This is a genomic window from Trinickia symbiotica (assembly GCF_003028655.1).
Taxonomy (GTDB): Bacteria; Pseudomonadota; Gammaproteobacteria; order Burkholderiales; family Burkholderiaceae; genus Trinickia; species Trinickia symbiotica_A.
On the sequence record NZ_PYUC01000024.1, the window covers coordinates 23,838 to 36,493 of the forward strand.

Below are 12,656 nucleotides of genomic sequence, written 5' to 3' on the forward strand. Positions count from 1 at the left end.
GGTGGCGCGGGCCGGACGGGGCATGCAAGGCTCCGGAAAGGGAAATCGCGGATTTCCGGCCAATTATTCAATACAAATCTAACGTTAGAAAAGCGGATTTTGAGCGGGAAAGATCGAGCCATCGCGGATAAGACGATCTTATCGTCGCCATGCGGGCCAGCCGGGACCTCGAACGGCCGGACAAGCCCCTTCGGAGAGGTCTTCACGTGGCACAGAAAGACCAGACAGCAGGTGATTGATTTAAAAGAATATTGTTTTAGGGTCCGACCGAAAAGCCTTGTCACGCCTAGACGCCGCTAGCCCGGTAAACGGCACGAAAAGCACGGGGACCCCTATACGGTTTGATCGATGTCGGCGTGGTCTACGCCAACAACGCCGGCGGCCATAGCCAGTATCAGATGAACAGCGGCAATATTCAGGGCAGCCGCTGGGGCCTGCGCGGCAACGAAGATCTCGGCGGCGGGCTCAAGACGCTGTTCGTGCTGGAAAACGGCTTCAGCGTGGCGACGGGCAAGCTCGGCCAGGGCGGCGACGAATTCGGGTGCCAGGCCTATGTGGGGCTTTCGTCTTCGAATCTCGGCACGATCACGCTGGGCCGCCAATACGATTCCGTGACGGACTCCACGTACATGTTCGAAGCCGCCAACGCGTGGGCGCCCTACTTCGGCGTGCACCCCGGCGATCTCGACAACCTGAACGGCACCAACCGCGTCAACAACGCGATCAAGTACAAGAGCCTCTCTTACGGCGGCTTCACGTTCGGCGGCCTTTACAGCCTCGGCGGCGTTGCGGGCCAGTTCAGCCGCAACCAGATCTGGTCGCTCGGCGCCAACTACGCGCGCGGGCCACTCGTGCTCGGCGTTTCCGACCTCAATGCGAGGGACTCGAATTACTCGTACTTCGGCAATAACTCGACGTCGAGCACCACGGGGTCGAACATGACGTCGAGCCGGGTGTACTCCGGTGATGCATCGGCGAAAACGCAGCAGGTCATCGTCGCGGGCGCGCAATATACCTACGAAGCGGCGACCTTCGGCGTGACGTACAGCAACACGCAGTTCAAGGACATCGGCGCGCTCGCCGGACTGCCCGCCACGGGTGCAGGCGGCGACGCGAAATTCCACAACGTCGAGGCAAATTTCCGCTATCAGCTCACTTCGGCGCTGCTGCTGGGCGTGGCCTACGACTACACCAAGGGCTATGGCGTGAACAGCGCGAAATATCACCAAGGGGTAATCGGCGCCGATTATTTCCTTTCGAAGCGCACCGACTTGTACGCCGACGCGGTCTACCAGCACGCATCCGGCACCGATTCGACGGGGGCGAAGGCGGTCGCGAACATCAATTTCCTCACCGCTTCGACCACACAAAATCAGGTCATGGCGGTTGTCGGGATACGGCACCGCTTCTAAACCGCGCAAACGTCGGTGTATTTGCGTAAGCGGCGCTTATGGTTAGGAACAGCGCCACTTACGCACCGGCATTTCGCAGCGGGTTCGGCTATGGTGAGACAATACGCGCCGCGCTCAAGGCCGGCACGCCGCTGCCCGCAATCATGTGCACAAGCGAACCCGAGGGTATTGAACATGCAGAGCCTGGCTTTCGGGCACGTTTATCGTGCCGATTCACCGCTTGTCCTTGTCACGCCGCATAGCGGGACCCGGATTCCCAGCGAGCTCCTGAGCAACGCATCATGGGCCGCGATCGAAGGACGCATGGCCGATCCGGCGGGTCTCGCGCTCGAAGCCCTCGCCGCGAAGCACGGCATCACCACGATCGGCGCGCGCTACCATCCCTGCGTCATCGACTTCAACGTGGCAACGGAAAACCGTCCGCTATCGTTGCGCCTGAACCGCAGCGGCCTGTGCCGGACGCACACGTCGCGCGGCGAGCCGCTCTATGACGACTCGCACCCGCCTTCCGAGCGCGAGGTCGAAGCCCGCGTCGAACACTACTGGCGCCCCTTTCACGCGGCCGTGGCGGCGGAAATCGAACGCTTGCGCAGCGTACACGCACACGTGCTGCTGCTCGTTTCGCACGCGAGCTACTGGCTCTCGCCGTATCGCGACCAAAGCGGCGCGCTCGACTGCAACGTCGGCAGCAATCGCGGCCGCTCATGCGACAGGCAACTGGTGTCCGCGCTCACGGACACCGTAGGCGAGCACGACCGCTCGTGGGTCGTGAATGGCAAGGTCGCGGATGTATTCGCGGCGCAGCACTACGGCTCGCCCACCGAAGGCGTCCATGCCATCGAAATGGAAATTGCGGGTCGCTGGCGCACGGCGCTCGAATACGAACGCGAGCAGGACGAAGGCGCCGAAGCCACCGCCACGCTCAGTGCGCTGCTCGACGCGCTGGAGGACGCACTCGCACGCTTGCCAGCCGAGCAAGCGCAAACGCCAACGCCAGCCCACGCCGACCGGTCGCCGAAGTAACCGCGGTGCGTCATTCCCCAATATGTGCGCCCTGGCAACCGTGTAACATTTTGGCTGTCACGTCGCAGGCAACCATGAAAGAAAGCGCACCTGAACACTATCCGGACTGGGATCTGCTCGCGAGCTGGGTGGCCGTCGTCGAATCGGGTTCGATTTCAGACGCGGCGAGTCGCCTCGCGATCTCGCAGGCAGGCGTATCACAGCGCATCAAGGCGCTCGAAAGCATCCTCGACACCACCTTGCTCGATCGCGCCACGCGCCCCGCGCGTCCCACGGCCGCCGGTCAACGCCTGTTCGAACATGCAACGGTGCTACTGCAAGGTGCGGACCAGATGGTCGAAGCCGTGCGCAACGTCACACGCGCCAAGCGGGTCGTCGTGCGTCTCGGGTGCGTCGACTCCTTCGCGGCCACCATCGGCCCGATCATCATCAAGGCGCTCGCGGGCACTTCGCATCAAATCCGTTTGTGGTCGGGCATCACGCCCACGCTCGACGCGCAGCTCGAAGCGCGCCAGCTCGACATGGCCGTGACGACCACCGAGCTTTCGCAGGTGCTAGGCATTCGCCGCCAGAAGCTGTTTTCGGAACCGTACGTGGTCGTGCTGCCGCGCAGCTTCGAAATGGACCGCTTCACGACGCTCACCGAACTGAGCCGCCAGCTTCAACTGATCCGCTACAGCGCGCGCTCGGTCATCGGCCAACACGTCGATGCCTACCTCGCCGCCAACGCCGAAAACATCGAACGCACCTGCGAATTCGACGCCACCGACCCGATGCTGAGTCTCGTTGCCGCCGGCCTTGGCTTCGCGGTGACCACGCCGCTGTGCCTGTGGCAGTCGCGCCATTACGTGCCCGATCTGCGCGTGGTCGCCCTGTCGTCGCTCTCGCGGCACGGCCATCCTTACCAGAGCCTGAGCCGCTCGTTCTTTCTCGCATCCCGCGAGAACGAACTCGGCCATCTGCCCGCCGATCTCTACGATCTGCTCAGACGCGCTTTCGATCGCCAAGTGTCGCGCGACATCGCCAAAGCACTCGCGCTCGCGCCCGAGGAAGTCTGTATCCCCGACGAGCAATGACGCGCGCCGCATGCTCCCCGCGGGCTCCGGCACTTCCATAACGCTCGCCGATCCAAAGCATAAGTCGAGGTTTAGCAACGCCCGGTTTGCCGCCCGTCCTTTAGTCTCTACACTGAGCCTCGCCTGCGGCGCCGCTCGCAAACCACAACGGCGGCGGTGTTTTCGAATCCCCTTCCGAATCCCCTTCCCTCAGGAGCCAGTGTGATTTCAGGTCCTCAATTCCCGTTGCCCGCGAACGAACCCGAAGTGCATTTCGGCACGGGCACGCAGGCGCAAGCGGAGCTGCGCAAGGCGCTCGAACAGCGCGACGTAGTCGACATTCCCACCGTGATCGACGGCAAGCGCTACTTCTCGAACGACGTCGTCGAAGTGCGCGCGCCGCACGACACGCAGCGCGTGCTCGCCCGCATTCACCGTCCGAGCGAAACGCAGATCCAGCAGGCGGTCGATAGCGGCAAGCGCGTGGCGAAGGACTGGGCCAAACTCACGCACGCCAGCCGCGCCACGATCCTGCATCGCGCCGCCGACATCATCGCGACGCGTTCGCGCATGAAGATCAATGCCGCAACGATGTTGGGGCAAAGTAAGACGGTGGAAGAAGCCGAGCCGGACAGCGCCTGCGAGCTGATCGATTTCCTGCGTTTCAACGCCTACAACGCGCAACGCGTGTACGCGGAGCAGCCGATGTCGGTGGCCAACGCCGCGAACCGCGCCGACTGGCGCCCGCTCGAAGGCTTCGTCTACGCTGTTTCGCCGTTCAACTTCACGGCCATCGGCGGCAACCTGACCACGGCGCCCGCCATCATGGGGAACACCGTGCTGTGGAAGCCCTCCGAAAAATCGGCGCTCGCCAACTACATCTTCTTCGAAGCACTCGAAGAAGCGGGGCTGCCGCCGGGCGTGATCAACTTCGTGCCGGGCGAAGCCGAACTCACCACGCGCGTAGCGATGGCCTCGCCAGATCTCGCCGGCATTCACTTCACGGGCTCGTCGGCGGTGTTCCAGTCGATCTGGAAGGGCGTGGCGTCGAAGGTCGATTCGTTCCGCACGATTCCGCGCCTCGTGGGCGAAACGGGCGGTAAGGACTTCGTGCTCGCGCATGCGTCGGCGCATCCGTCCGAAGTGGCGATCGCCCTGATTCGCGGCGCATTCGGCTATCAAGGGCAAAAGTGCAGTGCAGCCTCGCGCGCCTATATTCCGCGCAGCTTGTGGTCGGCGGTGCGTAACGAGTTGCGCGAGCGTCTCGCCGAACTGAAGGTGGGCGACGTGGCCGATTTCAGCACGTTCATGGGCGCCGTGATTTCCGAAGCCTCGCACCAGAAGCTGAGCCGTGTACTGGCAGCGGCGAAGGACGACTCCGCCGTGACATTCGTGAGCGGTGGCAAAACGTGGTCGGAGCCTGGCTACTTCGTCGAACCGACCGTGCTCGAAGTGAACGATCCGAAGCACTCGCTGATGACCGAGGAACTGTTCGGGCCGATCCTTTCGGTGTTCGTCTACGAAGACAACGCGTGGGACAGCACGCTCACGTTGATCGACTCGACCAGCCCTTACGCGCTTACCGGCTCGATCTTCTGCACCGACCGCTTCGCGCTGCATCAGGCCGAAGACGTGCTCGTGAACGCCGCGGGCAACCTCTACCTCAACGACAAGCCGACCGGCGCCATGATCGGCCAGCAGCCGTTCGGCGGCGGCCGCGCGAGCGGCACCAACGACAAGGCCGGGTCGTATCTGAACCTGCTGCGCTGGGCGTCGCCGCGCGTCGTGAAGGAAACCTATCTGCCCACGCGCGAGTGGCGCTTCGGCGCGTAAGCGCACACTGGCTGCGGCGTCCCTGCATCGCCGGGACGCCATGAAGAAGGGCTCATCGCAAGATGAGCCCTTTTGCCTTACAGGTTCGGATAATTTGGACCGCCGCCCCCTTCTGGCGCGACCCAAACGATGTTCTGCGTCGGGTCCTTGATATCGCAGGTCTTGCAGTGAATGCAGTTCTGCGCGTTGATCACGAGTGCGCTTTCGCCTGCTGTAGCCTGCGTGAACTCATACACGCCCGCGGGGCAAAAGCGCGCTTCCGGTCCGGCGTAGCGTTCGAGATTCACGCGCACGGGCACACTGGCGTCCTTGAGCGTGAGATGCACGGGCTGGTTCTCTTCGTGATTCGTGTTCGAGAGAAACACCGAAGAAAGCCGGTCGAACGTGAGTTTTCCATCGGGCTTCGGATATGCGATCGGTTTACATTGCGCCGCCGGACGCAATGTTTCGTTATCCGAATGATGATGATGGAGCGTCCATGGCACGCGCCCGCCCAGCATCTTCTGCTCGACGCCAACCATCACGCTGCCGAAGTAAAGCCCCTTGCTCATCCATTGCTTGAAATTGCGCGCGCGATGCAGCTCCTCCTTGAGCCACGATTGCTCGAATGCTTCGGGATACGCGTCGAGCGTGTCGTTGCCGCGCCCTGCTTGCAGCGCGTCGAACGCGGCTTGCGCGGCCATCTTGCCGGAGGCGATCGCCGCATGACTGCCCTTGATGCGCGAGGCGTTGAGCATGCCCGCTTCGCAACCGATCAGCGCGCCGCCGGCGAACACGAGCTTCGGCATCGACATGAGTCCGCCCGCCGCGATGGCGCGCGCGCCATACGAAAGACGCCGGCCGCCTCCGAGAAAACGCCGGATCGCCGGATGGGTCTTGTAGCGCTGAAATTCCTCGAACGGCGACAGATACGGATTCGTATAACCCAGCCCCACGACGAACCCCACCACCACCTGGTTGTCGTTCAGGTGATAGAGAAACGAGCCGCCATAAGTGTCGCTTTCGAGCGGCCAGCCAGCGGTGTGGATCACGAGGCCCGGCTGATGCAAAGCCGGATCGATCTCCCAAAGTTCCTTGATGCCGAGGCCGTACACCTGTGGATCGGCGCCTTCGTCCAGCTTGAAACGGGCAATCAGTTCACGGCCGAGGTGGCCGCGCGCGCCTTCCGCGAACAGCGTATACCGCGCATGCAGTTCCATGCCCAGTTGGAAGTTCGCGGTCGGCTCGCCGTCCTTGCCGACGCCCATGTTGCCTGTCGCCACGCCGCGTACTTCACCGTGTTCGCCGTAGAGAACTTCCGTCGCCGCGAAGCCCGCGAAGATCTCGACGCCCAGTGTTTCAGCCTGTTCGGCGAGCCAGCGCGTCACGCTGCCGAGGCTCACGACGTAGTTGCCGTGGTTCTTGAAGTTGTCGGGCAGCAGCCAGTTGGGTACCGGCCTCGCGCTGCGTTCGGAAAGGAAAAGAAAGCGGTCTTCGGTGACCGGCACGTCGAGCGGCGCGCCGCGTTCCTTCCAGTCGGGAATCAGTTCGGAAAGCGCTCTCGGGTCCATGACCGCACCCGAGAGCGTATGCGCGCCAATGGCCGAGCCCTTTTCTAGCACGCACACGCTCAATTCCGTGTTGCGTTCCTGCGCCATCTGCTTGAGACGAATGGCGGCGGATAAACCGGCCGGCCCTCCGCCGACGATGACGACGTCATACTCCATCGATTCGCGCGGGCCGAACCGCGCTGCGAAGTTGTTGGTGTCCATTTCGACCGATATTTGACTGTGTGGGATGGCTGCCGCTCGCGCACGCGTGAATGCAACGCGGGCCGCGGCCTTGTGGAATTCCCGGCACGCGCCGCGCGAAGCGGCACGACCGGCCTGAAATCCATCCTACGTCGCCAAGTACCGGATGCGCGGGACATCACCCGCGCTTATGCAGCATTCAAGTTCGCGTTGGCCTTGGGCGCCTGGCGGGCCCGATTCAGCGCGGCGATGCGAGCGCGTCCCAACAATCGTCGATACGCTTCGACAGCGACTGCTTCTGGATGCGCTGCGTGGGCGTTTTCGGAAATTCGTCGACGAGCGCGATGAAACGCGGCACCTGGAACTTCGCCATGTTCGCCTCGCACCACGCAACGAACGTTTCGGGCGTGAACGCGGCAGCGCCCGGACGCAGCTTGACGAACAGCTTCAGGTCTTCGTCGCCGAACTCGTTGGTCACACCGATCAGCGCGCTTTCCTCGACATCGGGATGGCCGTTCGCGACGTTCTCGACCTCCCACGCCGAGATGTTTTCGCCGCGACGCCGCACGCTGTCCTTCTTGCGGCCGAGGAAAAAGAAATAGCCTTCCGTGTCCTGACGCCCGAGGTCGCCCGTATAGAGCCAGCCGTGACGCAATGTTTCGCGCGTTTTTTCCGGGTTGCGGAAATAGCCCTCGGTGATAGTGCCTGGCTCGCGCGCCGCCACGCGAATTTCGCCAACCGATCCGGGCGGCAACGGGCAATCATCGTCGCCGACGATCTGTACGTCGAAATAGTCGACGGCCTTGCCGATCGAGCCGACCCGGCCGTCGAGATTGACGACGCTGAAGCTCGATGTTTCGGTCATGCCGTAGCCTTCGCGCAAGGGAATGCCGAAACGCTCCTCGAACGCTTGCCACACTTCCACCGGCGCGCCACCGCCCCACGCCACGCGCAACGTATGATCGCGGTCGCGCAACGAAGGCGGTTGCTTGAGCAGCAGTTGCAGCACGCCGCCCACGAAATGCAGATGCGTGGCGCGGTAACGCGCGACTTCGTCCCAGAAACCCGAGGCGCTGAAGCGCGGCACGAAGGCGAGCGTAATGGGTTGCATCAGCGCCATCACGAGCACTTCGCTGCCGAACACGTGATAGATCGGGTCCCAGAAATGCAACACGCTGCCCGGCGTGATGGAGCCGATCCACGACGAGCCGAGCGCCGCCGCACGATACATGCGATCGCTCATCAGCACACCCTTGGCGGGGCCGCTCGTGCCCGAGGTGTAGAGAATCGCACGCAAGTCCGCATCCTGCGCCGCGAATTCCGGCTCGGATTCGTCCGGGTCGTCGCACAGGCGCGCGAACTCGCCGCCGCCATTTTCCGGGCGCCAGATCACGCGCAAGCCTGCCAAGCGCGCCGCCGCCGGGTCGAGCGACGACGCATACACGTCGTCCGCCAGCGCGATCGCGGGCTCCGAGTCCACCAGCACGTGTTCGAGCGCCGCGCCTTTCAGATGCACGTTGACCGGCACCTGCACCGCGCCGAGCTTGCACAGCGCGAAGTACGCAAGCGCATGATCCACGTGGTGAGAAAGCATCACCGCCACGCGGGTTTGCGCGCGCACGCCAAGACGCGAGAGACCGTTGGCGAGCCGGTTCACGCGCACGTTGAGTTCGGCGTAGGTGAGCGAGACTTCGCCCGAACGGCAGAACACGTGTTCGGGATTGCCTGCCGCGCAGTCGCGCAGCAGTTTGGGGATGTTGTCATCTGCCGAGAAATGCGCCATCGATCGTATCCTCGTTGCGTTGGCCGGGCCACTTACCAGAGCCACGTTTTCGTGTCGGTGAAGGTCCAGCGCTCGAAACCGCTCGCCTCGTCGTAGTGGCGCGCGAGCCGCACATGGCCGTTGAGCGTGCGTACGCTCATCTCGAAGTACGCGAACACGGCCGCGCGCATCTGCGCCGAGTGCGGGTACGGGAACGGCTCGAAGGTTTCAAAGCTCAGTTCGGCAACGTCTTCGCTCAGCGCCTTCCAGTGCGGCGCATTCTTGAACGCGCCAATGATCGTTGCATAGGTTTGTGCGAGCGCTGCCGGGCTATTGCCCTCCACCTCCGTTGCAGCCTTCAGCGACGGCGTGAACTGCACGGCCAGCAGTTTCATCGCCGATGCGACCAGATGGCTCGCCGCATGCATGCCGAACTGACTCACCACGACTTCGATCGCGTGCTTCACATAGTCGGCCGCGTAGTTCGCGCTGCCCTTCAAGATGCGCGCTTCGGGCCACTGAGACGGGTCGAGCTTCGGCGCCTTCGCCGCATCGAACTCGGGCGAACGATCGACATGCTCCACGCGAAAACGCTCTTCCGGCCTCAGGTCGTGGTCGTACTCCATGAAATAGCCTTCATCGTACGGGTGACCTTCCGCGACGAACTTCGTCGCCACCCACCCGAGTCTCGGACAGCCGATCAATTCGCCATTGCGCGGATGCCATGTAGAGAGAATCGTTCGCCGTACAGATGAAGGCACGGCCAGGGCGGAAATACCCGGAAACGTCCCCCACGGCGGCATATAGCGGATCCAGACTTTCTTCGGCGTTTCTTCGACATATTGCAGCGTGAGCCCGCCGATCGAATTACTGAAGTAGTGATACTTCGCGGCCGTCACCGCAGGCGGATCGTTGCGAATGCCGAGCTTTTCCAGCGCTTCGACGAAGCGCTGCGATTGCTCCGCCGCCATCAGCGTGCGCCATACGTTGTTGAGCGCGGCCTCGCCCTTCTCGCGCAGGACGATAGCCGTCACGCCCGATACGACCGACCAGCCGAATGCCCCCGCAATGTCGACACGCTTTTTCAGTGCTGCCATATCGTCTTTGCCGAACTGCTTCGCTTCCATGCTTCCTCCTGTTTTCAGTTTTGGCGACTTTCCACCGGTGCTGCGGCCACACTCACGACATCGTCCATTCCTTGAAGCGGCGCGTGACTTCGTCGAAACTCGTTGCCCACCATGCGTCGTCCATCAGCACGCTGTTTTCCGATTGCAGGTCGGGAATCCACTTGCGGCTTTCGGGGCTCATCAACGTGAGGGCTTTCTTGCTGCCCGGCGTGTTGCCGATCAATTCCATGAAGGCCGCCTGCCGGTCGGGGCGCGCGGCGAACGCAAGGAACTTCATCGCGTTCGCCTTGTTCGGGGCGTTCTTCACGATGGCGAGATATTCGAAGCCGTTCACGGTCTGGTCGAACGAAAAATCGACGGATTGCCCCGACGCCTTCGCGGGTTTGACGCGCGAGGCGTAGGTGTAGCTGAAATCGGTTTCGCCCGTTTGCAGCAGCGTGAGCGTTTGCGGCGTCTGGTCGATCCACTTCACCACGTGCGGCTTGATGCGCTCCAGCACGCGAAAGGCGCGGTCCACGTCGAGCGGATAGAGTTGCTTCGGCGAAACGCCGTCGGCGAGCAGTGCGGCTTCGAAGGTTTCGCTGGGGCGGTTGCGGAACGTGCGGCGGCCGGGAAACGCCTTGACGTCGAAATACTCGCGAAAGTTGCGCGGGTGCTTGCCGTGCGGATACTTCGCCGGATCCCACGCAACCCCGCCCACGAACACGTACCAGGGCAGCAGATTGTTCTTGATGTCGATGACGAGGTCGCCACGGTCGAACATCGAGAGATCGAGCGGTTCCCAGAATCCCGCGTTCGCGCCGGCCACGCCGAGCGCATTGGGGGCGTCGAACACGTCCCACTGCACGTTGTTGGTCTGGATCTGCGCCTTGAGTTTGGCGAGATCGGGCGTATCGATGATCGTGACCTGAACACCGGTCTCTTTCATGAACGGCTTGACGACCGACTCTTCCACGGCCTGCCGGTACGCGCCGCCCCAACTCACGAGCGTCATCTGCCCTCCGGCGGCGATCGCATTTCTCGATGTGAGAATGGCCGGCGCAGCGGCGGCGGCCAGCGCGAGACTCGATAAACCCGCGACGAATTGCCTGCGTTCCGTTGAGACCCCTTCCTTACGAAGCTTTGACATAGCGTGTCTTCTCACAACTGTGGTTGGAATGACATGCCCGGCGAGTCACGGCACGATCGCCGGTTCTGGGTTCGGCGTGGAGCGAGCCGTGACATCGAAGCTATGCAGCCACAATTCGGTGGGTGACATCGAGCACCCGTGCTTATTTAATGAATAAGGCCCAGTGATCCTGTGCGCGTCGCGGTGAATGCGAAATTGCCAGGCGAGCAGACGGCAAGGCGCCCCAAAACCGCACGGATAGCACCCGAATTCCACGCAAACCAGCCTGCGCGGCGTGCCAGTGCGACGGCCGCTTTTACTAATCATCGATCCTGCTTATATTGGCGCCCCGCGGTTTATGGCGTTTCACACTTCGCCCCATAACCTTTGCTCAGGAAAGGACGCAAAACCGTGAACAAATATGATGTGATCGTGATTGGCGCTGGCGTTATCGGCAGCTCCGTCGCATTTCAGCTCGCGAAACTCGGCACGAAGAACGTGCTGGTGCTCGATCGCGGCACGATAGGCGCCGGGACGACTTCTCAGTCGTCCGGGATCTTGCGCACCCATTATTCCGTCAAGGAAAACGTGGAGCTCGCGCTCAAGAGCTGGGAAGTCTTCAACAATTTCCCGGCTTATCTCGGCGACGACGAAGCATCCTGCGGACTCGTGAAGTGCGGCTACATCATCGTGGCGAGCGAAGGCGACAAGCTCGAACCGCTGCGCGCGTCGCTCGATCAGCAAAAAGCCCAGGGGGTGCCGCTCGAATTGCTCGACGCGAAGACCGCGCACGAACTGCTGCCGATCGCCCGTTTCGACGACGCCGCGCTGATCGGCTACGAGCCCGAAGCCGGCTTCGCCGATGCGTACCTCGTCGCCACCAGCTTCGCGCGCGCTGCGCGCCGCGGCGGCGTGACGATCCGCGAGAACGTGGCCGTCAACAAGATCCTGTTCGAAGGCAACCGCGTGGTCGGCGTATCGACGAGCGCGGGCGACTTCGCGGCGGGTATGGTCGTCAGCACGCAGAACATCTGGACGCCCGAACTCGCGGGCTGGACCGGCCGTAACCTGCCCGTGATGCCGGAGCGCCACGCTGTGCTCGCGCTCGAATGCGACGCGGCGAAATACACGTTCTCGATGCCCGTCTTCAAGGACCTGGCCTCGCCCGGCATGCTCTATTACCGCAGCTACGGCGGCAGCCAGATGCTGGTGAGCGAAGGCATCGTGGGGGAAAAACTCACCGCCGCCGAAACCGAGCAAGGCGACATTCCGATGGACTATGTCGTAGAAGTCGGCGCGCAGGTGGCCGAGCGCTTCCCGGCCTACGAAACGGCGGGGATCGCGTCGTCGTGGACGGGCGTCTATGACGTCACGCCCGACTGGAATCCGGTGCTGGGCCGTCTGCCCGGCATCGAAGGCCTCGTGGTCGGCTATGGCTTCTCGGGCCACGGCTTCAAGCTTTCGCCAACGGTGGGCCGCGTGCTCGCCCAGGAAGCACTCGGCTTGCCGACCGACGTTTCGCTCACCCCGTATTCGATCGAGCGCTTCGAGACCGGCGCGCTACTCACGGGCAAGTACGGCCTGGGCGCCGTGTCGTGAGCATGCG

Annotated in this window: 8 protein-coding genes and 1 pseudogene; 5 read left to right on the top strand and 4 right to left on the bottom strand. The window is 62.9% G+C overall.

The features are described 5' to 3' along the window. Positions 1–332: 332 nt before the first annotated feature. The 4 genes and pseudogenes from C9I57_RS30105 to pruA form a co-directional block, all read left to right on the top strand. Positions 333–1,412: pseudogene (locus C9I57_RS30105) on the top strand (porin); the annotation flags it as partial. Between the two features lie 174 nt (positions 1,413–1,586). Next, a complete protein-coding gene (locus tag C9I57_RS30110; protein ID WP_107154181.1) occupies positions 1,587–2,435 on the top strand; it encodes an N-formylglutamate amidohydrolase in 849 nt (282 codons plus the stop codon). Positions 2,436–2,509: 74 nt separating this feature from the next. Next, positions 2,510–3,511 (top strand): LysR family transcriptional regulator, encoded by a 1,002-nt coding sequence (locus C9I57_RS30115; RefSeq protein WP_107154182.1) that lies wholly within the window; start codon positions 2,510–2,512, stop codon positions 3,509–3,511. Between the two features lie 201 nt (positions 3,512–3,712). Beyond that, the gene (gene pruA / locus C9I57_RS30120) at positions 3,713–5,323 is read left to right on the top strand and encodes an L-glutamate gamma-semialdehyde dehydrogenase (RefSeq protein WP_107154183.1); all 1,611 of its coding nucleotides are present in this window, start codon (positions 3,713–3,715) and stop codon (positions 5,321–5,323) included. Between the two features lie 77 nt (positions 5,324–5,400). Here the strand turns inward: pruA and C9I57_RS30125 are convergent, their stop codons facing one another. From C9I57_RS30125 to C9I57_RS30140, 4 genes are all read right to left on the bottom strand, one after another. Beyond that, positions 5,401–7,074 (bottom strand): electron transfer flavoprotein-ubiquinone oxidoreductase, encoded by a 1,674-nt coding sequence (locus tag C9I57_RS30125; protein WP_107154184.1) that lies wholly within the window; start codon positions 7,072–7,074, stop codon positions 5,401–5,403. Between the two features lie 217 nt (positions 7,075–7,291). Continuing rightward, complete coding sequence (locus C9I57_RS30130; RefSeq protein ID WP_107154185.1) at positions 7,292–8,836, bottom strand: AMP-binding protein; 1,545 nt, start codon at positions 8,834–8,836, stop codon at positions 7,292–7,294. Positions 8,837–8,868: 32 nt separating this feature from the next. Continuing rightward, the gene (locus tag C9I57_RS30135) at positions 8,869–9,942 is read right to left on the bottom strand and encodes a hypothetical protein (RefSeq protein ID WP_107154186.1); all 1,074 of its coding nucleotides are present in this window, start codon (positions 9,940–9,942) and stop codon (positions 8,869–8,871) included. Positions 9,943–9,994: 52 nt separating this feature from the next. After that, positions 9,995–11,071, bottom strand: coding sequence for an ABC transporter substrate-binding protein (locus C9I57_RS30140; RefSeq protein ID WP_107154187.1), 1,077 nt, complete (start codon positions 11,069–11,071; stop codon positions 9,995–9,997). Positions 11,072–11,461: 390 nt separating this feature from the next. Between C9I57_RS30140 and C9I57_RS30145 the strand changes: the two genes are divergently transcribed. After that, positions 11,462–12,649: an NAD(P)/FAD-dependent oxidoreductase gene (locus C9I57_RS30145; RefSeq protein WP_107154188.1), complete on the top strand. Its 1,188-nt coding sequence runs from the start codon at positions 11,462–11,464 to the stop codon at positions 12,647–12,649. The last annotated feature ends 7 nt before the right edge of the window (positions 12,650–12,656 follow it).

Excerpts from the sequence above, each read along its gene's own strand:
- C9I57_RS30115 (WP_107154182.1), top strand. The coding sequence starts at position 2,510 with ATGAAAGAAAGCGCACCTGAACACTATCCGGACTGGGATCTGCTCGCG.
- C9I57_RS30130 (WP_107154185.1), bottom strand. The coding sequence starts at position 8,836 with ATGGCGCATTTCTCGGCAGATGACAACATCCCCAAACTGCTGCGCGAC.
- C9I57_RS30110 (WP_107154181.1), top strand. The coding sequence starts at position 1,587 with ATGCAGAGCCTGGCTTTCGGGCACGTTTATCGTGCCGATTCACCGCTT.
- C9I57_RS30135 (WP_107154186.1), bottom strand. The coding sequence starts at position 9,942 with ATGGAAGCGAAGCAGTTCGGCAAAGACGATATGGCAGCACTGAAAAAG.
- C9I57_RS30140 (WP_107154187.1), bottom strand. The coding sequence starts at position 11,071 with ATGTCAAAGCTTCGTAAGGAAGGGGTCTCAACGGAACGCAGGCAATTC.
- C9I57_RS30125 (WP_107154184.1), bottom strand. The coding sequence starts at position 7,074 with ATGGACACCAACAACTTCGCAGCGCGGTTCGGCCCGCGCGAATCGATG.